Genomic DNA, 23,877 nt, shown 5'->3' on the forward strand with positions numbered 1-23,877 from the left:
CCACAGCAAATGTTCGTGCTTTGACACGGAAAACTAAGCCGCGGAACAAAGCGAGATAGACATCGCACACCGTGCGAACCATGCTTTCGATCGCTAACCGCTCAAGGCACCTAGGTATGGATATCCAGCAACGCGACCTCTTCGAACTCGACAGCCCACTGTACGCGGACGTGCATGGGGAGCGAACGGTTGCGGAGTTTCCATTCTTTGCCCTCTCCAAACGGCCTCAAATGACCCCCATGGTCTTTGAAAACGGCTCCGCGCGGATCGAGATCAACCCCAGTAAAACAGGGGTTGCTACGATTTATGACAAGGAAATTCTTCTATATATCGCCAGCCTCATGGCTGAACGCATGGATCGCGGTGAAAGGGTCGACCGGGTGATGAGCTTCACCGCGAATGATTTATTTCGCGTGACGAGCACCAACCCGTCAGCCCGATCCTATGACATGCTCAAAGCTTCCCTGGCTCGCCTCCAAGGCACTCAGATCATCACGAACATTGAGACCGGGGGAGAAGGTTCGGACAGCGCTTTCTCGTGGCTTCTGAAGGCCGATATTAAGTACATCAAATCCAGCAATGGTGATCGCAGGGTCAAGAAAATCGAAGTGATGGTATGCGATTGGCTATATCGCGCCATCCTGCAGGACAAGCGCATTGCCGCTTACCATTTGGGATTTTTCAAACTCGGCCCGATTGAACGGCGATTGTATGAGTTGGCCAAATTCAATTGCGTTGACGAAACGGGCTTTGAAATTGACATGGAAACCCTTGCTGAAAGAGTTGGATGCGCAACTGATAAGCGGGGACTTGAGCACTTCAAAAGGCAACTACGCGTCGTAGCTGAAGACCAGACTCTGCCGGAATATGAGGTTCGCCTAGCCGAAGAGAAAATACCGTCGGCTCGTGGTGGGCGACCTAAGATAAAGACGATCGTGTTGTTCTCGTCCATCCCAATCACGCAATTGGACAATCAGACACTTCCATTGTTCGATTGATGCATGAGTATTGCAGTACAAGTCATACCTGAGCTCTACGTACTGCTTGAGACACGAACAAAGAACCCCATCAGAGGTTTTCCGTGTCAAAGCACGAATCGTCCGTCCCCCTGAAGCCGTCAACGAGATCGTCCCTCTCAGCAGGGTTTTCCGTGTCAAAGCACGAACTCTTGTTTGGGACCGGGGCGACCGGACTTGGCCTACGCTCGCCATCAGGTAGTTTTCCGTGTCAAAACACGAACTGTTCTGCGGAACGGGTGCAAGCAGACTCTGCCTACGATCATCGCAAGCACACTTTTCCGTGTCAAAGCACGAAAGAAAAATGAGTTTTCCGTGTCAAAGCACGAGTCAAACCTCTTTGGCTTCGACTGCGATGCAGCCATTCAATGAGAACCGATTCAATTGTCTTTCGCGCATGCATCAGCTCTCGATCGCATGCTTACACTACAGCGAGGCAATGCCGCATCGGTGGTGAATTGTTTCTGAAGCAGGAGTTTTTGGCTGTGACCAAATAAAGGAAAACCCGGCGCTAAGGCCGGGCATCCCATTTTCAGCGATCGAATTTCGATCGGGTATGTCAGCGGCGCCAACCGCTAACGGTCCATTACATTAGACCCGACATAACCGATCCCGGTCCCCGATGCAAGGATGCGCGTTCTGCGCCAAGGAACCTCTTTGCCTGGTCCAGCCTCCATCAAGGAGGATGACGATGGGGATCTATGCAGTCGGTGATACGGCACAAAGTGTGCTGTCCGGTGTCCCAGTTAATACTAAAAAGTCCCGTTCCGGCGCGAAGCATCGCACCGGGGCACCTGTAAGGGCGGGCAGCCTCGAGGCGAACACCTTCGAAGAAACCTTCTTCCAGGTGCCGAGCAAGGGCGAGCCTGATCGCATGCTGGCCAAGGCCAGGTATGCACTCGATGCCGGGAGGAAGCTGTTGCGCGAGCACAAGGCGGGCCTACGCAGCCTCACTGCATCTGAAAGGCTGCTCACGACCCTTACGGCCTCGGCTGTGCGCATCTACGAAGAGCTGACCAAGCTGGCGCGCCTGTGCGCCGGGAAAGTCTATCCCAGTTACGACCACCTCGTTGAAGCGACAGGGCTTGGCCGTTCCACAGTCAGGCGCGCTCTCGCCGTGCTGGAAGTCATCGGCTTCATCATCCGGCAGCGCCGGTTCAAACGGGTTGAAGCCGATGGGCCTGGACCTCGTTTCAAGCAGACTTCCAACGTCTACCGCATTCTAACGCCCAAGAGCGTTCATCGATATACGCCTCGCTGGATGCGCTCTGCACCACCCCCCGTTGACGATGACTGGCGCCGTTCGGATGAAGCCGAGCAGGTCAGCGCGATGGTCGCGTCCCTCTCATGCAAGGAATTTGCAAAGATGTCCGTGGGCGGCGTGCTCGGCGGCGTCCTTGCCCAGCTTGGCGCTGCAATGGACAATAAGGAAGACCGTGAACGTAAAGCATCAGCGAGGGCAAAGGTGGCCATTTCATGTGCTTCATAGCGCGAGGTTCATTATGGCGCTTAACCGCAAACCAAATATTATTTGTATAAGGGAAAATGGAGTTGGCCTAAGTCGGCCAACACGCCGACCTGACGATCCAAGGCAGCATCAACAGTTCACACAAGAAACCAACGCACAAAGCCGCACCCTCAGGAGTGTCGGCTACGCCGCCACGTGCTCCCAGGGGGAGCATGCGACTTCTTCCGCTCTCTTTTCATGCCCTCGCGCTTTACGAAGGGTTGGAAAGGCGCGAAATTCAAAGGGATCAGAATGCCGATACCGCTACGGTGCGGCCTTTGGGCTCAGGCACGAAACGGGCCCGTCGCTGTACCGCACCATATCCACGCAGCCGCGACCAATTATCGAGGATAGTCGCCACGTAGCCCTGCGTTTCCCTGATCCGCGGAACAACCCCGCCTTTAACCCGGCCCGGCCCGGCGTTATAGGCCGCCAGCGCCAGATGCACCTGCCCGAACGTGTCGAGCTGGGTCCGCAGATAACGGGCGCCGCCGCGCAGATTCTGGACGGGATCGTAGGGATTAACCCCAAGCTGGGCCGCAGTCCCCGGCATCAGTTGCGCCAGGCCGTAGGCTTTCATCTTCGAGGTCGCTGCCGGATTATACCGGCTCTCTTGAATGATCATGGCGTCGAACAGCCCGGTCGGAATGCCGTGCTCGCAGGCGATCGCACTCATCATTCCATAATAGGCGGCGCGGCGTGCCTCGGCATCCGGCTTCAGAAAACCCGATGGACGATAGGGAAGAGAGGCGCATCCCGGCGTGAAAGGGACTGCAGCAAGCGTAGGATACTGCCCTTTCATCCACCCTGGCACCGCGATCGAGGAAACCGGTTCAACCCCGGCCGCCGCCAGATCATACGAGGCTGCAAGCTCGCCCTGGCCCACTGCCGGCGCAGAAAACTCCTGCCCCATCTGATACTCAACATAGCGGCGCGACAGATCATGGACGCGGAACGCCTCGGGAATACCCGCGTCAGATCCAGCAACCGGCATTACCGGCGAGACGTCCGCCTCCGGCACAGGCTGCCCCATGACGACAAGCTCCACCTTTCGCGTCGTTTTTACTTCGCCCGCGCTCACACTATTGGGAACGATGCAAAGTAACGCGATCAGTCCCGATGCTCGATGTACACGCATATGAACCCTCCAAAGCCTTGATAAGAGAATTGGAGTTCACCGCCTTTGCCCTTGTCAACGCCGCCAAGCTCACGAACACTTTTTTAGAAAAAGGCTTTGGAAGGCTTCCAGCATGTGGCTCGTCCCCCGCGACACCAACGGCAAAGGCTCAAATCGCATCCCTCTGCCCCCCGATCTGCGCGCGGCGCTGATTCGATGGTACGTCGGCAAAGGCACGGTCCACGACGAACAGGCCGGCATCACGCTCGTCCAGCAGGCCCGGATCGGGCACAGGTGGATCGCCTGCGATTGTCTAGGCGCCGACAAGGCTCCCGCCATCCTGACGCCGGCCTTTCTCTCCGAGGCAGAAACATACTATCTGCGACGGCTCACCAGTTCGAAGCGGCCCGAGCATCTGCCCGACTGCCCGTTCTTCCGCGACCAGGTGACGATCCGCATCAGCGAGGTACGCTCGCGATCGACGCCGCTCGAGCCACCCTCAGGCTTCTTCGAGGTGCTTAAACCCGCGCCGGAGAAACTGGCGCAGCGCCCCGAGGACGATTCCAACGACGATCGCACCCGACACGCCTCGATCCCGAGGCTGGCCCGATTGCTCTGGCGCCTCATGGCCGCTGCCGGCGTCAACCGCATTGCTCCGCTCGCCTATCGGGAGGAATGGTCGATCCGGCATGAGTTCGCGGCGCTCACCAGAGCGGCGGGGCTGATCGAGATCGCGCCGGGAATCCAGCTGGAGAAAGCCTTCTGGACCCACCCGAAGCCCCTGCAGGCGCGCGCCGTCTACGCCACGCTGCGCGCGCTGGAGGACAGATGGCCCCGCGACCATGCGCCGCAAGGCTTTGTCCTTCTCTATGCCAAGGGCATTCATGGACAGGAAATCACGCTGCCTGACGGCGACACCGTCACGATCGCCAACCGCATCCAGTCGCCATCGGTGCGAGGCAACCCGATTGCGGGTCCGTTCCTGGTCATCATCGTCATCGGCAAATATCCCGAGGCCAAGGGCTACGCGCCGCTGCGCGCCTATGCCCAGCCCATCCTCAATGGGCGCCTGTTCGCGCCGGTCGATTCCGATTTCGAGCGCGACGTTCTCCGAACCATCCTGCGCACCCAGCAGGAATTGCACGGCCGCGGCATTGACCTCGCGATCGACAAACCGGTTTTCGACACCCTGACACCCGATGGGCCGTGTCGCCCGGATTTCCTGATCGAGGCAAGATCACGCGAGACCGGCGAGATCCGCAATCTTGTCGTCGAGGCCATGGGCTTCAAAACCGAGGAGTACGAGGCGAGCAAGGCCATCACGCATCCACGCATGGCGCATCTTGGGCAAATCGTGACCATCGACCGGCAGGACGATGACGCTCACACGGGACGGCGCGCGCTTCTTCGAGGGCTCGGCCTTTGAGACCGTCAGCGCCAGGAAAGGCTGGCCGCAAAATATCCGATGATGCCCAGCGTCACTGGCGTCGAGAGCAGATAGAGTTTCTGCCAGCGCCACCATATCCGGGGCAGCAGCAACGCAGCACCTTTGACGCTGCGCGCGTCCTGCCAGATCCGATCGTTCCAGATGCCGTGCAGCGCGACCGAGACCGACAGGACCATGGCAATCGCACAGCACAGGCTGGTTGCGAGGTAAATGGCCATCCAGTTGGCGATCTCGAGAGGCGTGAACTGTGACATCTATCCTTCCGCTATACCTGTAATTTTCTACCAGGGCATCCGATTCCGAAACCTACATTCTTACAGGTAAATCGATAATATCGTTGGACTATCAAGTATTTTCACAGACAAATGCGGCAAGAGTGGAGAGGGAAGAGAGGGAGTGGACCGAGCAGATCGGCCAAACGCCCTTCAACCATAAGCAGCTGCCTTACCGCGCATCTGCGTCATGGAGGTAACTCCCCATGGAACGCTTTGTTCTCTTCATCAGCGAGCCGGGATCTGATGACATCGTAGACATTCACCCCAGCAAGCCGGCGGCCGAAAGCGCGCTTGTCGACTATGTGCGCGCCCGCTCCGCCACCATCGGCTTGCCTGCCCATCCTGACGACGATCGGGCGGTGGCCTCCTATTTCCAGAACAGCGAAGCCATTTACGCGATCGCGCGTGTCATGCCGCTGGCACAGCCAGGCAACGATCAATGACTATCGTCGCCCGTCGCCCCTCGCAGCAGCTCATCGACATCGTCGGCACCCTGCGCGGCACCTGGCACGGAACCCGGGCCATGTGCCGCTGCCCGGCCCATGATGACCACACCCCCAGCCTGTCCCTCCGGCAGGGGGATCGCGGCATCCTCGTGACCTGCTTTGCCGGTTGCGATTCCATCGACGTGCTGCGCGAACTCGATCGCATCGCCATCACGCGCCACTACGAGCCGCCGCCAGACAATGTGCGCGCCGGCACCGCGAATATCGAGCGGCTCTGGTCCCAGGCGCAGTCCGTCGCGGGCACGCTGGGCGAACGCTATCTGGCCTCGCGATTCCTGCTTCCCGTTCCCGGTGACGTGCGCTTTCATCCGCGCTGCCCGCATGGCGCCAAGCCCAACACCGTCTTCAAGCCCGCCTTGCTGGTCGCGGTGCGCGAAGGTCAGCGGCTTGTCGCCCTGCAGCGGATCTTCCTCGATCCTGAAACCGCGCGCTACACCGCCAAGGCGACCATCGGTTCGCTCGGCATGGGGGCATGGCGCGGAGGCGGTATCGGCCCCACCATCGGGCTTGCCGAAGGCTTCGAGACTGCGCGGGCCTGGAGCCGCATCAACAAACTGCCGTGCTGGGCAACGCTCGGCTCGCGCCGGTTCGGCCTGGTGACGATCCCTGACAGCGTGACCGAACTTATCCTGGCAGGCGATTACGACACGGCCGGACGCCGGGCGGTAAACCGCGCATCGCACCGCTACGCCCATGACAACCGTGTGATCCGGGTCGATTTCCCGAAGGGCTTCAAGGATTGGGCCCAGGCGCTCGAAGCCCTCGAGACGCAGAAAAGGGGAGGGGGAGGGGAAGGGTGATCTGCCGTTCGGCAGAGAGCCCAAGGAGACCCCCATGCGCGACCTTCTCGATCTCACGCACGTCAATGATGCGCCGGCGGCATGCACGATCGCTACCCTTCTCGCCACCGGTGCCGCTATCTCGAGGCGCCACCTGAACGATGCCATGGTGGAGGCGTTCGGCGGCACGGATGCCGACGGGCGCTGGACCCAGCGCGACAGCTTCGAGATGCTCGAGCATGCCCTCGCCCTTCATCTCGCAAGCGACCGCCATCACATCAACGCCCCTGCAGACATCGCCATTTCGTCCGCGCTGATGCAGCGCCTGCCGACCCAGACCGTGCGCAGCGAGGAACAGATCGAGCTGCAGCAGTTCTCGACCCCCGCCGACATCGCGGCGCTGGCCATGCTGCTCGCGTCGATCGGCGCCGATGATGTCGTGCTCGAGCCAAGCGCGGGCAACGGCCTCCTGATCGCCCAGGCTCCGCGCGGCCGCATCCTCCAGCTCAACGAAATCGACCCGCGCCGCCGCGAACGGCTCGCGCATATCTTCCCCGATGCGACGATCACCGGCCATGATGGCGCGGCGCTGGTCGCCCTTCACGCGGATCTCCCGCGTCCAAGCGTCGTGCTCATGAACCCGCCGTTCTCGCGCAGCATCGGCCGCGGCGCCGATGACCTGGCGGCGCTGCGCCATCTGCAGGCGGCAATCAAGCGGGTCAGCCCAGGCGGGCGCGTCGTTGCCATCATGCCCGACTGGTTCACGCCCTGCGCGCGGCTTCGCACTGCCTACGAAGCGATCCTGAGCGGCTGCACGGTGCGCTCCTCGCTCCGCCTCGAGCATTGCTATCGCAAGCATGGCACCAACATTGCGGTTCGCCTCTATGTCATCGACAAGATCGCCGGCGACCTCATGCCCGCCGTCATCGAGCGCGCAGCCGTCCTCGACTTCCTCGATGCCGTCGAAATCCCCGCGCGCATCAATCTGCAGCCCACAGACGATCTTCCCGCTCGCGTCGCGCCCGCGAAGGCGACTTCACTGTTCGGCGCCGCGCGCAAGACCAAGGTGGCCGCGCCGCGCCCCTATCACGCGCCCAAGGCCAATGCGGTCCTGCCCGTCGGCTATCGCAAGCTGGACACCCCGGCACCGCTGGCGCAGCAGGTCGGCGTCTACCTGCCGTACCGGCCAAGCCGCATCGTCTTCGACGCTGCAGGAGAGCACCCCACCGCGCTCGTTGAGTCGGTCGCCATGGGCTCGATCCCGGCGCCGATCCCCGATCACATCCCCCATCTGCCCGAGCGCACCGTCAGCGAGCGGCTCCTCTCCTCTTCCCAGCTCGAAACCGTCGTCTATGCAGGCCACGCCTGGAACCAGACGCTGCCGGGCACCTTCAGGCCCGCCAAGGAGGGCGTTGGCCTCGACATCGACCCTGAAGGCCGCAAGTACCGCAAGGGCTTCTTCCTGGGCGATGGCACCGGCGCGGGCAAGGGCCGCCAGATCGCTGCCTGTATCCTCGACAACAAGCTGCAGGGCCGCCGCCGCCACATCTTCGTCACCAAGAACGAGCCGCTGCTCGAGGACATCCGCCGCGACGTCACCGCGCTCGGCGGCCTGTCGGCCGACGTGCAGCCGCTTTCGAACTGGAAGATCGGCCAGCCCATCACGCTCGAAGAAGGCACCTTGTTCGTCACGTATCCGGGGCTGCGATCGGGCCGCTCTGACGCAACGCGCCTACAGCAGATCCTCGATTGGGCCGGCCCCGACTTCGACGGCGTGATCGCCTTCGACGAGGCCCACGAAATGGGCGGTGTCGCGGGCGGGAAGGGAGCTCTTGGCAAGACCGAAGGCTCGCAGCAGGGCATCTGCGGCGTCCTTCTGCAGAACCATCTTCCCGATGCGCGCGTGCTCTATGCGTCCGCCACCGGCGCCTCGGACGTCAACAACCTGGCCTATGCCGTGCGCCTCGGCCTCTGGGGCCCGGAAACCTCCTTCCCGGACCGGGAATCCTTCATCTCCAACATCCGTCAGGGCGGCATCGCCGCGATGGAACTGGTCGCGCGTGACCTGAAGGCGCTCGGGCTCTACACGGCGCGCGCGCTCAGTTTCGCCGGCGTCGAATACGAAGTGCTGCGCCACGAACTGACGCCTGCCCAGATCGAGATCTACGACACCTATTGCCGGGCATGGCAGGTCATCAACACCAACCTTGCTGCCGCGCTCGAGGCGACAAACGTGGTCGACGCCCTCGAGGGCAAAACGCTGAACTCGGGCGCGAAGGCCGCCGCCCGTTCGCGTCTGGAAGGGACGCGCCAGCGTTTCTTCGGCCAGGTGCTGCTTTCCATGAAGCTGCCCACCGTGATCGCGGCGATCGAGGGGCACCTGAAGCAGGATCATTCGGTGGTCGTGCAGCTGGTGACAACGGCGGAGGCCATCCTCGACAGACGTCTCTCCGAGATGACGGCCGAGGAACGCGCCGAGCCCCAGATCGAGTTGTCGCCCACCGACCAGATCGTAGATTACCTCAAGCGCGCCTTCCCGACCCACCAGATGGAGGTCTTCAAGGACGACACCGGCGCCCTGCATTCCCGGCCCATGCGCGACGAGGACGGCAACCCGGTCCACAATCCCGAAGCCATGGCCGCGCGCGACAACCTGATCGAGCATCTGTGCGCGCTGCCACCCATCAAGTCCGGCCTCGATGCGCTCATCGAGCATTTCGGGCCGGATCGCATCGCCGAAGTCACCGGGCGATCCAAGCGGCTCATCACAGGCCCGGACGGCCGCCAGAAGGTCGAGACCCGCACCGCGCGCACCAGTCAGGCCGAGGCCAGCGCCTTCATGAACGATCAGAAGAAGGTGCTCGTCTTCTCCGATGCCGGCGGCACTGGCCGGTCCTACCATGCCAGCCTCGATGCCGTGAACCAGGACCGACGTGCCCATCTCCTGCTCGAACCGGGCTGGCGCGCCGACCGGGCCATTCAGGGGCTCGGCCGCACGCACCGCACCCATCAGGCATCGACGCCGCTGTTCCGTCCCGTCACCACCGACTGCAAGGGCGAGCTGCGCTTCACCTCGACGATCGCTCGCCGCCTCGACAGTCTTGGCGCTCTCACACGCGGCCAGCGCCAGACCGGAGGGCAGGGCCTGTTCGATCCTGCCGACAACCTGGAGAGTGAATACGCAAGGGACGCCCTCGTGTCGTGGTTCCACCTTCTTTATCTCGGCAAGCTCAAGAGCACCAACATGACCGAGTTCGTGGGTCTGAGCGGCCTTGAGATTTCCGAGGGCGACGGTGTCCTGAAGGAAGACCTGCCGCCAATCCAGCGCTGGCTCAATCGCCTGCTGGCCCTGCCGATCGCGCTGCAGAACAGGATCTTCGAGGAATACCTCACCCTCGTTGAAACCCGCGTCGCCGCCGCGCGCGAGGCCGGCACCCTCGATGTCGGCGTCGAGACGATCACGGCCGACAGCGCCCGCGTCATCAGCGACACGATCCTGCGGACCGATGCTGGCACCGGCGCCACCACGCACCTTCTCACGATCGAGATCGCGCGGCGCAAGAACCCGATCTCGCTCGAACGCATCCTCGACATGGTCCGCTGGCGCGACAACCCCGCATTCGTCATGAACGGCAAGTCGGGCCGCGTCGCATTGCGCAGCAGGGCAAACGCCTGGATGGACGACGAGGGCGAGCCGATCCTTCGCATCGAGCTGCAGCGCCCCTGCAGCCGCAAATCCATGCGCGAGGCGGATCTGTTCGAGACGGCATGGGAAGAGATCGACGAAGAGACCTTCCGGGCGAAGTGGCAGGCCGAAGTCAATGAGGCGGCCGAGCAGCTGGACACCGAGACGGTGCGCCTCGCAACCGGCCTCCTCCTGCCAATCTGGTCGGCGCTGCCTTCCGATCATCTCGCGGTCAACCGGATCGTCGACAAGAATGGCAACAGCTGGCTTGGCCGTATCGTCTTCGAGCACAGCATCGTCGACCTCTTCACCAAGCTGGGCCTTGCGAGCAGCGAGGAGATGCCCGTCGAAGAGATCGTCAATGCCGTCCTCGCCGGGCGCAGCGTCCAGGTGACGCGCCCGTTCCCGATGGCCTTCAAGCGCTCGCATGTGAACGGCAACCCGCGTGTCGAGATCGTCGACGCCCCGGCATCGCAGCTTGCGTGGCTCAAGTCGCTCGGCGCCTTCACCGAGATCATCCAGTACCGCACCCGCGTCTTCATCCCCGTCGCGCAGGCCGAAGCCATCATCACCGAGATCCTCAAACCCTCCTGACCCTCTTCGCCTCTTCATCCTGATCGAGCCCGAGCCCCGATGCAGCCGGGTCGGTCAGGAGAGGAGGGGGAGGAGGAAGGGTGTCCGTGAATTGGCCGGACGATGAGAAGAAGGTGTTTTCCCCATGATCCAGACCGTCAAGCTCGCGAAGCTGGTCCTGTCCGACATCAACGTGCGCACCCGCGGCGAAGACCTGATCGAACAGTTCGCCGCCGACATTTCCGCGCGCGGCATCCTGCAGAACCTGGTCGTAGCCTCGGTGAAGAAGCCGCGAGGTTCCTACGGTGTCATCGCCGGCAGCCGCCGTTTTCGAGCCCTGAAGCTGCTCGCCGAACGCGGCGAGATCAACGAAGCCGAATACGACGTGCCGGTCCTCATCCTCACCGGCGGCAACGACGAGCTTTCCGAAGCCTCGCTCGCTGAAAACTTCCATCACCTCAATATGTCGCCTGCCGACGAATGCCGGGCCTTCCAGCACTGCCTCGGCCAGGGCGGCGACATCGACGCCGTCGCCAAGCGTTTCGGCATCACCCGCCGCTTCGTCGAAGGCCGCCTGCGCCTCGCCAATCTCGCCGAGCCGATCTTCGAAGCTCTGAAATCGGGCGCGATGACGCTCGACATGGCCAAGGCTTATGCTTCGACCGAAAGCCATGAGCGCCAGCTGATGGTCTGGAACAGCTATGGCGCCAACAGCTACCACGCCAGCGCCGACACCATCCGCCGCGTCATCGCCAACGAATCCATGAAGTCGACCGATCCCGTCGCGCGGCTCGTCGGCGAGGAAGCCTATGTGGCCGCAGGCGGCATCGTCGATCGCGACCTGTTCAGTGACAACGGCGATCGCTGGACCAACCCCGAGATCGCGCAGGCCCTCGCGGCGGCCGCCATGGAGGCCGAAGCCAAGCGCATCGGTGAAGAACGCGGCCTCGCCTGGATTCGCCCGGTTGCCTCGAACTCGACCTGGGAAGCTGCGCGCGGCCTGTTCCACGTCCACCTGCCGAGCCTTCCGCTCACCGAGGCCCAGACCATCCGCATCAGCGAAATCGAAGCGCGCCTGAGCATCGTCAGCCTCGAGATGGAAGACGAGGATCTGGAGGAAGAAGCCTGGCAGGCCCTCGATGCCGAACACGATGCTCTCAGCGACGAACTGCGTGATGCCGGTCGCCGCGAGAAGATCCTCCCTCCCGAACTTGCGCCGCGTGTCGGCCTGTTCCTGACGCTCTCGCAGGACGGCCGGATGGAACTCGGCGACACCTACTACAGCGAAACACCGCTCAGCGTCACCATGGTCGAACCCGATGAGGACGACGAGGACGCGGCCGAGACCGGCGACGACGGCATCGAAAGCGAACCTGCCGGCGAAGCGGCCCCGCGCACTCCGACGTTCCGCATCGAGGAGGGCGAGACCGGAACCTTCACCGGGGGCACCAAGGAAGTTTCGCCCGACGAGGCTGCCCCTGGCGGCAAGGCACTCAGCCAGGTTCTCCTCGACCAGCTTTCGGTGCAGCGCCGCGACGTTCTGGGCGCTTCGATGATCGCCAACCCGGCGCTCGCGCTCGATTACATGCTGTTCGCCATGGTCGACAAGTCCACGGGGACGGACGAGACCTGCGGCACCACGATCCGGGCTTCGCACCCGGAAGATCCGGTTCGTGGTGCCGCCTATCCCAAGTCGGTCGCCCATGACTATCTGGCCGAAGTGCGCGAAGGTCTCGATGCGTCCTGGACCGAGCACAAGAGCATGGTCGATCGCTTCGACGCCTTCCGCGCGCTGGACGACGAGGTCAAGGCGGCATGGCTCGCGTGGATCGTTGCCCGGTCGTTCAAGGCGAAGGAAACCTACAGCCATCGTCAGAACGCCCTCCAGAACCACCTTGCCGGGCTGCTCGAAGTCGATGTTGCCAAGTGGTGGCGCCCGACCTCGGAGAATTTCTTCGACCGCGTTCCCAAGGGTGCTCTGCTCTCGCTGCTCGACGAAGTCGGCGGTCCCGCCCTCTCGGGCCGCCATGCGAGCCAGAAGAAGGGCGAAATCTCGACCTCTTGCGAGAAGCTGTTCGCCGGCGACGCGGTGATCGAGGCCGACGTCAAGGAAAGGGCACTGGCCTGGGTGCCCGCAGCGATGCGCTTCAACACCCCCGAGACGTCCACCGATCATGACGATGGCGACGAAGCCGGGGACACCGGCGAGGCGAGCGCACCTGACGACGTCGAAGACGATTTGGCCAGCCTGATCGACGCTGCCCTTTCCGGTCCCGACGACGGCGATGATGGCGAGAACGTCTCGATCGACGACGAGCACACCGGCGAAGGCGACGACGATCAGCAGATCGATGACGGCTCGCCGGCAGTCTACGGCGATAACGATGCCGTCAGCCAGTGGGCCGAAGCGGCGGAATAACGAGCGTCCATCCGACCCGACCGACGATCCGCCGGTGGGCTTTACGGCTCACCGGCGGCTTTTCTCGCCACACCGGACAAGGGACATTCCAGATGAAGACACCCCGCAATTCGCGCGACATCGCGCGCGAAGTCACCAATGCCATCGTTTCCCGGCTCGAGGCCGGCACAACCCCGTGGACCCGCTCCTGGTCGCTGACCGGGGAGGGCGGCCGACCGCTCCGCCATGAAGGCACTCCGTACAACGGCATCAACTGCCTCTGGCTCTGGACGATCGCCGACGCGCGTGGCTACCGCAGCCGCTACTGGATGACAGCCCGCCAGGCCGAGGAACTTGGCGCGCATGTGCGCCGCCAGGCCGATCCATCCATGTCGATCTACGCCTCCAGCTTCCGCAAGGCAGGGCAGCCGGGATTGCTGGGCGAGGCTACCGGCCAGCTGATCCGCTTCCTGCGTCACTACATCGTCTACAACGCCGACGAGATAGAGGGCCTGCCCGATTACTACTACGCGCGCGACGTACCCCCGACACCGACCCTGCTATCGCAGCGCCAGGACGCGATCGATACATTCTTCGCGGCGATCCCTGCCCGGGTTCGCCACGGCGGCGACGAGGCGTATTACAGCCCGCTCGGCGATTACATCCAGCTTCCCCGCCCCGGCTGCTTCAGATCGGGCGACGCCTACGCTTCCACGAGGGCGCATGAAAGTGCCCATTGGAGTGGCAGCAAGGAGCGGCTCAATCGCACTTTCGGCAAGCGTTTCGGTGACGATGCTTACTGCGTCGAGGAACTTTGTGCTGAACTAACAGCAAGTTACGTTTGCGCCGACCTCGGCTTGCCGACCGAGCTGCATGACAGCCATGCCAGCTACCTTGCTAATTGGATCAAGGTGCTTCGCGCTGACCACAGCGCCATCTTCACCGCCTCGGCCAAAGCCGAGCAAGCATTCAACTATCTGCGCGCCTTCAGCCTTGCCGAGGCGAACGCGCCTGCCGGCGATGCCCTGAAGGCCGCGGCATGACTTCCATTAGCAGGAGACATCACCATGGGCTGGCTCTTCATGAACAGGCACCACATGGGCGGGCACGCTACGCCCAAGTCCTATCTCGACGCCCAGTTCACCTTCATCAATGCGCCGGACGACAACGGAATCGCGCGCGGCGCTCGCGTCCTTGCCTCGTCCTGCCCCGGCAACCGGGTGTGGTACGCAGCGGTGCAATACTCCGAAAACGGCGTGCCGACCGAGGTCATCGCCATGGTCTGCCTCGTGAAGTGGAACCCGAGGGACAAGGAGGCCATGCACTTCGGGTTCAAGGACATGAGCGAAGGCATGGGCCCCTGCGAAGCAGAAGCACCCGAGAATATCCTTCGCCTGCTGACGCCGACCACCAACGAGAATGCTCTCGACTGGCGTCGGCGCTGCCTCGCCCGCCTGCAGAAGCGTTCCCGGAAGATCGTCGACGGCATGCGCGTCAAATTCCCGCAGGCGATCACATTCACCGATGGCTTCGCCGGCGACGAGTTCACCGTCATCAAGCGGGGCGCGACCATCACCTTCCGGCCTGTCGGCACATACGGCCACTACCGCATTCGCAATTTCCGTGACCTCGAATGGTCGATCGTCCCGGAAACGAAGGTCCACCGAACGGTCTTCGCCCCCCGCCCATCCGCTGCGATGCCCCCGCCATGAGCGCGGCATCCACCCTCTCGCCGCTGCGGGCACGGCTCTGCAGCCGCGAGAATGCCATCCGCGTCGCGCAGCGCATGATGCAGGCCGGAATCGCGGTCATGATCACCCCCGGCAATGACCTGCAGCCCTGGCGCGTGATCGAGCGCACTGACCTTTCGGCAAGCGAGGTCGCCGCGCGCATTGCCCTCAAGAGACAGGAGGACTTGAGATGCCCCGCCTGAAACCCGCCACACCGCGTTCGAAGCAACAAATCGACGACGCCCTGAAACTCATGCGCCGTGCCCGCGCCCTCTTGCGCGAGGCCGGGGCCTCCAAGGCCGCTGGCCGCCTTCACAGCGCCATCAACAGCGCCGAGGGCGCTCGGCGGCACTGCGAGCGGCGCCCCGTCGTCCAGAACATGGCGACCTGGCTCTCCGAGGCCGAATGAGGGGAGCGGGAAGGTGGAAGCGAACGATCGAGGAGAGTACACATGCCCGCATTCGCTTCCTCCCCCGCACCTGAGATGACCCGCTGGGGCAAGCCCGTCACTACCACGCAGCGGCTCCCCGGCATCTGGCGCGTCGTGACCCCGTCGCATGGCGGCTTTATCCTGTCCGAAACACGCCAGGCCGCGATGCCCGAGGCACTGCGCCTGGATGAACCCGAGTACGAGCATGACGTTGACTGGTCGCTCGTGATCGTGGCGTTCCAGACCGAATTTGCCGCTGCCGGAGATCCGCTCTTCGACATCGAACTCTCGCTTGCCACCAGCACCGTCAAATGCTGGCGGCCCGAGCGATGGGAAGCCTATGCCGGCGAAGCCGTAGAACCCCGCCAGAGCCATGTCAGGCGCGAGCGCGAAGCGTTCGAGGCACGCATCGGTCAGGTCGTTGTGACCACCGCCTACGGCGATTGGGCCGATTGGGTGCCGAGCGGCAAAGTCGGCGTGTTTGGCTACCGGCTCGCCAGCGTCGATCATCTGGCCCGTCCGACATACGCCGATCCCATATTCAAGGCCCTCGTCGATGCCGCCCGGTATGATGAGCGCGCCAGCGTCATCAGCTTCGACGAACTCGACGCCGAGATCCTGCCATGACGATCGAGGTGATCGTCGGCCTGCCCCATCTCAACGAAGGACCAATCCTTCAGCGCGCGCGGATCATACAGCAGCCCATGCTGATTTCCGCGAACTGCCTTTCGCGCTGGCGCACCGCATCAGGGGGCTGGCGCGAATGGCGAGGCTGGCGCACTGGTCAACTGACGAATGCCCACGGGCTCAACAGCCTCGACCTCGACAGCGCGGGCTATGTCCTGATGTCCAGATATGGCGGCTATCCATGGTCGATCGCCGACTACATGGCTCTGGCCGCATCCTATCCGTTCCGGCGCTTCGCGGCCGCCGACTATTGCTGCGAAGCGGAGATTGCCGCCGATCGCGCCGAAGTCCTCGACCGTATCGCCCGCACCGTGGCGACGAACCGCGAATGCCGATCGCGCGCGCATGACCTCGGCATCATCGACCGGTTCATGCCCGTCCTGCAGGGTCGCTATCCAGAGGACTACGAGCGTTGCGCCGAAATGCTGGCGTGGTCGATGAATCCCGGCACGATCGTCGGCGTCGGCTCCATGTGTCGCCGCGACATCCATGGCCCTGACGGATTGATCGCCGTTGTCGCGCACCTCGACGCGGTGCTGCCCAACCCTGGCCCCCGCCTCCACCTCTTCGGCGTGAAGGGAGCCGCCATCCCCTTCCTTCAGCCCTACGCACATCGCGTAGCCTCTCTAGATTCCCAGGCCTGGGGCACGGCCGCGCGCCGTGATGCCCGGCGCCGGCAGGTCTCGAAGACCGATGCCTTCGCGGCCGACCATATGGAGAGATGGACCATCGCCCAGCTCGATCGACTGCGCGAGCCTCATCGCCCGCTCACGATCACGATAGAACCGGCACCTTCACAAAGTCCGTCTGATCCATGGGAAGCCGCCATCTAGCAAGCACAGGCGGAGATCCGCGCGCTTATAGAAACCGGCGATCTTGCCCACGATGAAGTAACCACTGGCTGGATCGAAACGTGGGCGGCCGACATCTACCGCGCTCGCACCAGCATAGCTTGCCTGTAGCTTCTATTCATTTCCTCGCATACGCTTCACCCTGAAGGAGATCGTCATGACTGCCATCAATATCGATCACGCCAACGCTGCCGCCTCTCTTTCTCGCCTGATCGACGTTGCTCGGTCGGATACCGGACAGTCCGCCAAGGTTGCGAACTTCCTCCTTGCATGGTGGAATGGTGACGATTGGGGCCATTTCGACGTCTCGGACATCTTCGGCCTCGATCGTGCGATCGGCATCGATATTGCCACCATCATCGGTTATCTCGCGGATCATCCCGGTGCCGTTTATGCGGACGCCTTCGGTGAGCGAGAGGCTATGAGCGAATTGATCGGTCTGTGGCGGGCCAGGAAGTGCGCAACGACCTGAAATCCGGATCGCGGCCAAGAGAAAAGAGGGAGTGTTCTCAGCGCGAAATTCTTCGCGAGAGGAGTCCCTCCATGCCCGACTGCTACATCATGACCGGCGAGAACCCGCGTGCCCAATCCTATATTGCCGAGGCCGCGGACCAAAACCGGGCGCTTGCCGCATACCAGCGGACTGACCCCACGGCCTTCCTTCTCGACTGCGATGATTACTGGAAGGCCGAAGTGGCCCGCACGCTCGCGAAATTCCCGCTGACCCGCGTCACCGAGCGCTTTTACACCCACATGCTGGGCGTCCTCCCCCCGATCTATAGCCGCTTCAACCCCGGTTGGTTTGTCGGTGAAGCCGTCGTTGAGCGCGTCTACACGCAGTTCATCGAGCACAACGACCGTTTCTACGCGGGCTATGCCAATCTCGGACCCGGCGGTAGGCGCTGGCAGCTCGACGACATCGAGGCGCTCGAGGCCACCGGCACGATCACCGAGGCCGACTGGTTCCCCTCCGAGACCTGAAACAGCCAAGGGTCCGAGGCCGCAGAGGAGAGGGGGAAGGGAGGATCGAGCGCGGGAATGCGCTCGGTCTGACCCGGAGCCCTACCATGACCTACGACGTCCCGTTCCGTCACATGCAGGCGATCGACCCCAGCAGCCTCACGACCATTACCGCGACGCTGCATGCGCTCAACAGGGCGATGGAAGACTGCCGTATCGCCGGCGTCGACCCCGACCATGACCCGGCAATCGCGCTCCTCGCGCGCCACTTGGGGTGACTACACGAAAGTGAGTTTTACGTACGCGATACACGAACGAATGCAGTACGATTACGGGGGAAGGCTGCTACAGGCGCCAGCGCTCATCGGAACATAGAAGGTTTTGCGGGCCAAACGAACGGTAGCGAGCCTAGGATAAAGCCCAAAAACGTTGCCTGAAGCGGCACCGAAAAGCCAAATGCCGGAATGCTCAAAGCTACCAGAGCGTAGGTGTTTGCAGCGACGTCACCGATCATTATTGACGCGGCCAAAACCAATCCCGCCCGTCTGAAGCGCGATAGAAGTAGCACAATAGCAAGCGCGTCTAAGAATATCAGTGATGTCCAAAATAGCTCGAGTTGAAATGGTCCCCAATCATAGGGCCTCCATCCGTATGCTACAAAGTCTCGCGCATGATTGAAAAAACCGAGGCCGAAGCAGGCTATGTAGATTCCCATGATAACCCGAATACGTGCGTCTACGCGGGACCGCGCTGGTGTAGCGTGGTAACGGATCTGATCGATATTTGGTGCCATAGCTATTCCGCCGTTGCGCCTTCCAACGCTTTGTAAAGGGCGGTTTTTCCGATTTTAAGGCGGGCGGCGGCCTCCCGCACAGTAAGGCCTGCTGCGATGTGCGCCCGGGCCTTGCGCAGCTTGTCGGGAGTGACGACAGGGCGGCGACCGCCCTTGCTGCCGCGCTCGCGCGCGGCGCGCAGACCCGCCTGGGTGCGCTCGCGGATCAGATCGCGCTCGAACTGCGCGAGGGAGCCGAAGATGTTGAACACCAGCATGCCTCCCGGCGTGGTTGTGTCGATGTTCTCGGTGAGCGAGCGGAACCCGATGCCCCGCGACGCCAATTCACCGATCTTCTCGATCAGATGGCTCATCGAGCGGCCGAGCCGATCGAGCTTCCACACCACCAGCGTGTCGCCGGCGCGCAGATAGGCCAGCGCTTCAGCAAGACCGGGCCTGTCAGTCCTGGCGCCCGACGCATGATCGTCGAAAACACGGTCGCATCCTGCCCGCTCCAGTGCGTCGTGCTGAAGCGAGAGCTTCTGGTCGGGGGTGGATACCCGCGCATAGCCGATCAGCGCCACGGGCCGCCCCATACTGTCCGTTTTCCCATCATAATGCGATCTTGTCCGAATCGCCATCGAACGTCCAGAGTTGATGGACACATTCCCAGTGACCGTCCAACGGACGTCTGACGGACAGCGACATGGAGGGGTTCGACCTTGGCCAGAAGACACCTGCTAACCCGCGAGATGCTTGCGGGCCATTATGATCCGTCGCTCGATGAACGCGAGATCGCGCGTCACTTCACCTTGACCCGTGACGACCTCGAACTGATCGCATCCCGGCGTGGCGACGTCACCCGTCTCGGCTATGCGATGCTGATGCTGTATCTGCGCTGGCCGGGGCGCGTGCTGGAAGCCGGCGAAGTGCCGCCCATGCCGATCCTCGCGTTCGTGGCCCATCAGTTGGATGTGTCGCCCGCATCATGGCGCGACTATGCCCGCCGCGACGAAACGCGGCGGTCGCACCTCGCCGACCTGTCGCGGCGCTTCGGTCATCTCGTTTTCAGTCGTGCGGATTTCCACGCGCTGGTCGCGTTCGCCATGCCGATCGCGCAGACCGTCACCCAGTCCTCGCGGCTTGCGGGCATCGTCATCGACGAGATGCGACGCCGGCGATTGCTGCTGCCGCCCGTGACGGTGATTGAGGCGATAGTGCGACGGGCGCGGCAGCAGGCCGGAGATCTGGTCCATGACGTGCTCGCCGGAGATCTCGGCGAACCCGAACGCGCGACGCTCGACGCCCTCCTGTCGCGGCGCGACGACAAAAGCGCGACCTGGCTCTCATGGCTGCGCAACCCGCCCCTATCGCCGGCCCCGCGCAATATCCTGCGACTGATCGAACGGCTCGACCAAGTTCGCGCGCTGGGCCTGGCGGCCTCGCGCGCCGCGACCATCCCGCAGGCGGCATTCGACCGGATCGCCGACGAGGCGGCGCGCATCACGCCGCAGCATCTGGCGGAACTGCCCGACCTACGCCGTCATGCGATCCTTGTCGCTGCCGGCATCCGGCTTGAGGAAAGCCTGACCGATGCGGTGCTGACGATGATGGACAAGCTCCTGGGGAGCATGATGCGACGGGCCGAGAATCGGACCAAGGACAAGGCGATCGGCACGATCCGGTCATTGCAGGCGCAGCTTCGCCTGCTCACCGGCTCATGCCGGACATTGCTCGACGCGCGGGCGCGAGGCGTCGATTCTCTTGCCGCCATCAGTTCGATCGACTGGGAAAGGTTGGGAACGGCGGTCGTGGACGCCGAGCTACTGATCGCGCCGGAAACAATCGACCGCACGGCGGAACTGATCGAACGGCAGCGCTCGCTGCGCTCCGTGATCGGGCCGTTCCTCAACGCCTTTGAGTTTCGCGGGGCCGGTGCGGTGCAGGGCTTGCTCGATGCGGTTCGGCTGATCGCCGACATTTATCGCACCGGACGACGGCGCCTGCCCGATAACCCACCGCTCCGCTTCGTGCCGCCGTCATGGCGGCCGTTCGTGCTGCGCGATGGCGTGGTCGTCCGCGCCGCCTATGAGCTGTGCGTGCTCACCCAACTGCGCGACCGGCTGCGCGCCGGCGACATATGGGTGGCGGCGAGCCGTCATTATCGCGCCTTCGACAGCTATCTCCTGCCGCCTGCAACCTTCGATGCGATGCGCGCGCGAGGACCGCTGCCACTGGCGATCGATACTGATTTCGACAGCTTCGTCGCCGGTCGCCGCGCCAGTCTCGACACCGCGATCGAGCGGGTGACGATCCTCGCTCGACAGGGAGAACTGCCCCAGGTGCGCCTTGACGACAATGGCCTTGTCGTATCCCCGCTCAAGGCGATCACGCCGCCGGATGCAGAGAATATGCGCCGCGTCGCCTATGATCGGCTGCCACGCGTGAAGATCACCGATCTCCTTTTGGAGGTCGATAGCTGGACTGGCTTTTCCGAGTGCTTCACCCATCGCCGCTCCGGTCGCGTGGCGGACGATCGTAACGCGCTCCTGACCGTGATCCTGGCCGATGGCATCAATCTCGGGCTGACGCGCATGGCCGAGACCTGTCAGGGCGCGACCCTGCGTCAGCTCGCCCATCTGCACGACTGGCATATCAGCGAAGCCGCTTATAGCGAGGCGCTGGGGCGGTTGATCGACGTTCACCGCACCGTGCCGTTGGCCGCGCTGTGGGGCGACGGCACCACCTCTTCCAGTGACGGCCAGCTCTTCCATGCGGGCGGGCGCGGCGCCGCGATCGGCGACATCAATGCGCGCAACGGCAATGAACCCGGCGTCAGCTTCTACACCCACGTCTCGGACCAATATGATCCGTTCTCGAGCCGCGTGATCGCGGCGACCGCCGGCGAGGCTCCCTATGTTCTCGACGGGCTGCTATACCATGCCACCGGCCTGTCGATCGAAGAGCATTACACCGATACCGGCGGCGCATCCGACCATGTGTTCGGCCTCATGCCCTTCTTCGGCTACCGCTTCGCGCCGCGCCTGCGCGACCTGAAGGACCGGCGCCTGCATCTACTGCCGGGCCAGGAAGCGGGGCCGCTGCTGGCCGGTATGACCGGCGATCCGGTAGCCATCGGGCATGTCGCCGCCCATTGGGACGAACTGCTGCGCCTCACCACTTCGATCCGCAGCGGCACCGCCACCGCTTCGGCGATGCTGCGCAGATTGTCCGCTTACCCACGCCAGAACGGACTCGCGCTGGCCTTGCGCGAGGTCGGGCGGATAGAGCGCTCGATCTTCATGCTCGACTGGCTGCGCGATCTCGACCTGCGCCGGCGCACCCAGGCCGGTCTCAACAAGGGCGAGGCCCGCAACGCGCTCGCCCGCGCGCTCTTCTTCAACCAGCTCGGCGAGCTGCGCGACCGGCGGTTCGAGAACCAGACCTATCGCGCCTCCGGCCTCAATCTCCTCGTGGCCGCCATCATCCTGTGGAACACCCGCTATCTCGAACGGGCGGTCGGGGCGCTGGCGATCCCGGAGGACGTTGCGCGCCATATCGCCCCGCTGGGATGGGAGCATATCTCGCTCACCGGCGACTATCGCTGGAATGTCGAAAGCCGCCCCGATCCCGGCCAGCTCCGCCCGTTGCGCACGCCTTCCTCGCTCCTGGCCGCATGATGCCATTCACCCGCGTTCGCCAAAGGTTCCCCCCTGGCGTACGTAAAACGCACTTTCGTGTAGTCAGCCCCACTTCGCAGCCGTCACCGCCGACCGCGCCGATGATGACAGCCTGCGTTTCGCCTGCAGCCGCCGCGTCATCGAACTCGAACGCTTTCCCGCACTTCTCACCCTGGCCGTGCGTGGAGTGGCCCATGACCGCGTTGCCAAAGAGCGATTCCACAAGGACGGTGCCAAGGCCATGAAGGCGCTCGCGATGGAAATCGGCTTGGCGCCGGGCAGCTACTCTATCAGCTCCACACCCAGCGACCCGGCAATCGCGGGATATGTCGCGCTGTCGAGCGATGACATTTCGATCATGCTCAGCGTCGGCCCGCTCCATGAGGGCAACGAGGTGCAATACTTCGCCAAACGCGGTCCTGCATCCGGCCAGAAGCTGCGCTTCGCGGCAATGCGCGATTTCGTCCGGCCAATCCGTTTCGCAGCGCGCATCCGCCGTGATCTGCGGCTCGATGCCATCGTACCCTCGCCCGCGCCCATCGAGCCCCACACGCAGGCGCCGCGCGAGCCCATCGCCGCTTAGGGAGACATCCCATGCTCACCACACATCAGGTTCTCGATCTCGTTCGCAGCGATGCCGCCCGGATCGAACGCTTCACCCAGCGCCGCGAGGTTTCCTCGATGCGCTGGACTGGACAATGCTCACTTGTGAACAGGTCCACGAAGCTGCCATGCTGGACTTCATGCTGGAAGATGACCTTGCCGAAGCCCTCCAGCGGGTTTCCACGGCGGAAAGCCTCGCTGCCATGGGCATGCCCCTTGTCCCTGCCTTCATCCGCTACAATCCATTCCCGCGCCCCTGGCATGTGGAATGGCTCGCGCTGGCGAATTGAACGGAGATCCACCCTCATGAGCCGTTATGATTTTCCCGGAAAAGGCGTTGCGAGCAGCGTCGCCATCGGATGGGACCGGCCTTTGGGCACGTTCTTCGTCCAGGTCATGCAACCCCATCCCCGCATCGACGGCGAGGAAGCGACATACATCTGGAAGGGCGCTGCCCCCGGCGAACTTCCCACCGCAGCGGCCGCAATCACGGTCGCCGCCGAATATGCCGATCTGCCCGAGGATCTTGGCGCGACGCTGGAGACCGATCGCCTGAAGACCCTCGGCACATTCGATGGGCCTGCCCAGGAGGCTGCGAAGCCCTTCATCCAGGCATCGCCTCCGCCGATCCACACCGAGGCCGAAGCCCGCGAGGCCGGTTACACGCGCGCCGTCATCGCAGACAGTACCCACCATACCCTCGAATGGCTGATCGAACCTGAAGCCGACCTCGATGACACTTTCCTGGCCTTCGATCGCGGCACGAACGAGATGCTTCATGTGCATGGCTGGAACTTCACCATCGAGCCTGATGACCCTTGAGATGAGGGGGAAGGGGATGGGCGATCCATGGAGGATCGA

Annotated in this window: 23 protein-coding genes; 20 read left to right on the top strand and 3 right to left on the bottom strand. The window is 63.2% G+C overall.

Features of this window, described 5'->3' with window-relative positions; translation table 11 throughout:
- Positions 1–116 precede the first annotated feature (116 nt).
- Both DM450_RS24310 and DM450_RS24315 read left to right on the top strand, forming a co-directional pair.
- Positions 117–998 carry a replication initiator protein A gene (locus tag DM450_RS24310; RefSeq protein ID WP_008831578.1) on the top strand — a complete coding sequence of 294 codons (882 nt, stop codon included), beginning with the start codon at positions 117–119 and terminating at the stop codon, positions 996–998.
- 709 nt (positions 999–1,707) lie between these two features.
- A complete protein-coding gene (locus DM450_RS24315; protein ID WP_236549588.1) occupies positions 1,708–2,505 on the top strand; it encodes a helix-turn-helix domain-containing protein in 798 nt (265 codons plus the stop codon).
- Between the two features lie 265 nt (positions 2,506–2,770).
- Here the strand turns inward: DM450_RS24315 and DM450_RS24320 are convergent, their stop codons facing one another.
- On the bottom strand, positions 2,771–3,661 hold the full coding sequence (locus DM450_RS24320; protein ID WP_185928878.1) for a lytic transglycosylase domain-containing protein: 891 nt from the start codon (positions 3,659–3,661) through the stop codon (positions 2,771–2,773).
- 112 nt (positions 3,662–3,773) lie between these two features.
- On the opposite strand from DM450_RS24320, the gene DM450_RS24325 reads away from it, so the two are divergent.
- Positions 3,774–5,066 carry a hypothetical protein gene (locus tag DM450_RS24325; protein WP_142639917.1) on the top strand — a complete coding sequence of 431 codons (1,293 nt, stop codon included), beginning with the start codon at positions 3,774–3,776 and terminating at the stop codon, positions 5,064–5,066.
- A 5-nt stretch (positions 5,067–5,071) separates the two neighbouring features.
- On the opposite strand, the gene DM450_RS24330 is transcribed toward DM450_RS24325, so the two are convergent.
- Positions 5,072–5,341, bottom strand: a complete 270-nt coding sequence (locus tag DM450_RS24330) for a hypothetical protein (protein WP_142639919.1) — start codon at positions 5,339–5,341, stop codon at positions 5,072–5,074.
- Positions 5,342–5,565: 224 nt separating this feature from the next.
- Here DM450_RS24330 and DM450_RS24335 point away from each other — a divergent pair, with 224 nt between their 5' ends.
- The 13 genes from DM450_RS24335 (at position 5,566) to DM450_RS26010 (ending at position 18,239) form a co-directional block, all read left to right on the top strand.
- Entirely contained in the window at positions 5,566–5,805 is a 240-nt protein-coding gene (locus DM450_RS24335) for a hypothetical protein (protein ID WP_142639921.1), read from the top strand.
- The gene (locus tag DM450_RS24340; RefSeq protein WP_142639923.1) at positions 5,802–6,668 is read left to right on the top strand and encodes a toprim domain-containing protein; all 867 of its coding nucleotides are present in this window, start codon (positions 5,802–5,804) and stop codon (positions 6,666–6,668) included. Before DM450_RS24335 ends, DM450_RS24340 begins: the two co-directional genes overlap by 4 nt.
- A gap of 34 nt (positions 6,669–6,702) precedes the next feature.
- On the top strand, positions 6,703–10,926 hold the full coding sequence (locus DM450_RS24345; RefSeq protein ID WP_142639925.1) for a strawberry notch-like NTP hydrolase domain-containing protein: 4,224 nt from the start codon (positions 6,703–6,705) through the stop codon (positions 10,924–10,926).
- A gap of 124 nt (positions 10,927–11,050) precedes the next feature.
- Positions 11,051–13,324, top strand: a complete 2,274-nt coding sequence (locus DM450_RS24350) for a ParB/RepB/Spo0J family partition protein (protein WP_142639927.1) — start codon at positions 11,051–11,053, stop codon at positions 13,322–13,324.
- Positions 13,325–13,416: 92 nt separating this feature from the next.
- Entirely contained in the window at positions 13,417–14,346 is a 930-nt protein-coding gene (locus DM450_RS24355; protein WP_142639929.1) for an ArdC family protein, read from the top strand.
- A gap of 24 nt (positions 14,347–14,370) precedes the next feature.
- On the top strand, positions 14,371–15,015 hold the full coding sequence (locus DM450_RS24360; protein WP_142639931.1) for a DUF6927 domain-containing protein: 645 nt from the start codon (positions 14,371–14,373) through the stop codon (positions 15,013–15,015).
- The gene (locus DM450_RS24365; protein WP_142639933.1) at positions 15,012–15,236 is read left to right on the top strand and encodes a hypothetical protein; all 225 of its coding nucleotides are present in this window, start codon (positions 15,012–15,014) and stop codon (positions 15,234–15,236) included. Before DM450_RS24360 ends, DM450_RS24365 begins: the two co-directional genes overlap by 4 nt.
- Entirely contained in the window at positions 15,224–15,442 is a 219-nt protein-coding gene (locus DM450_RS24370) for a hypothetical protein (protein WP_142639935.1), read from the top strand. The genes DM450_RS24365 and DM450_RS24370 overlap by 13 nt, the downstream gene beginning before the upstream one ends.
- A gap of 42 nt (positions 15,443–15,484) precedes the next feature.
- Positions 15,485–16,090 (top strand): DUF7007 domain-containing protein, encoded by a 606-nt coding sequence (locus tag DM450_RS24375; RefSeq protein WP_236549605.1) that lies wholly within the window; start codon positions 15,485–15,487, stop codon positions 16,088–16,090.
- Entirely contained in the window at positions 16,087–16,983 is an 897-nt protein-coding gene (locus DM450_RS24380) for a hypothetical protein (protein ID WP_306439320.1), read from the top strand. The genes DM450_RS24375 and DM450_RS24380 overlap by 4 nt, the downstream gene beginning before the upstream one ends.
- A 175-nt stretch (positions 16,984–17,158) precedes the next feature.
- Positions 17,159–17,473, top strand: a complete 315-nt coding sequence (locus DM450_RS24385; RefSeq protein WP_142639937.1) for a hypothetical protein — start codon at positions 17,159–17,161, stop codon at positions 17,471–17,473.
- A gap of 71 nt (positions 17,474–17,544) precedes the next feature.
- Positions 17,545–17,982 (top strand): hypothetical protein, encoded by a 438-nt coding sequence (locus DM450_RS24390; RefSeq protein ID WP_142639939.1) that lies wholly within the window; start codon positions 17,545–17,547, stop codon positions 17,980–17,982.
- A gap of 86 nt (positions 17,983–18,068) precedes the next feature.
- The gene (locus DM450_RS26010) at positions 18,069–18,239 is read left to right on the top strand and encodes a hypothetical protein (RefSeq protein WP_185928879.1); all 171 of its coding nucleotides are present in this window, start codon (positions 18,069–18,071) and stop codon (positions 18,237–18,239) included.
- Positions 18,240–18,756: 517 nt separating this feature from the next.
- Here the strand turns inward: DM450_RS26010 and DM450_RS24395 are convergent.
- A complete protein-coding gene (locus tag DM450_RS24395) occupies positions 18,757–19,317 on the bottom strand; it encodes a recombinase family protein (protein WP_099231134.1) in 561 nt (186 codons plus the stop codon).
- Positions 19,318–19,455: 138 nt separating this feature from the next.
- Here DM450_RS24395 and DM450_RS24400 point away from each other — a divergent pair, with 138 nt between their 5' ends.
- The 4 genes from DM450_RS24400 to DM450_RS26015 all read left to right on the top strand — a co-directional run bounded on the left by DM450_RS24400 (position 19,456) and on the right by DM450_RS26015 (position 23,838).
- On the top strand, positions 19,456–22,413 hold the full coding sequence (locus DM450_RS24400; protein ID WP_142639904.1) for a Tn3 family transposase: 2,958 nt from the start codon (positions 19,456–19,458) through the stop codon (positions 22,411–22,413).
- 241 nt (positions 22,414–22,654) lie between these two features.
- A complete protein-coding gene (locus tag DM450_RS24405) occupies positions 22,655–22,996 on the top strand; it encodes a hypothetical protein (protein ID WP_142639941.1) in 342 nt (113 codons plus the stop codon).
- Positions 22,997–23,111: 115 nt separating this feature from the next.
- A complete protein-coding gene (locus tag DM450_RS24410; protein ID WP_236549604.1) occupies positions 23,112–23,306 on the top strand; it encodes a hypothetical protein in 195 nt (64 codons plus the stop codon).
- 16 nt (positions 23,307–23,322) lie between these two features.
- Entirely contained in the window at positions 23,323–23,838 is a 516-nt protein-coding gene (locus tag DM450_RS26015; protein ID WP_185928880.1) for a hypothetical protein, read from the top strand.
- The last annotated feature ends 39 nt before the right edge of the window (positions 23,839–23,877 follow it).

The sequence above is a fragment of the Sphingomonas sp. IC081 genome (assembly GCF_006874585.1).
Lineage (GTDB): Bacteria > Pseudomonadota > Alphaproteobacteria > Sphingomonadales > Sphingomonadaceae > Novosphingobium.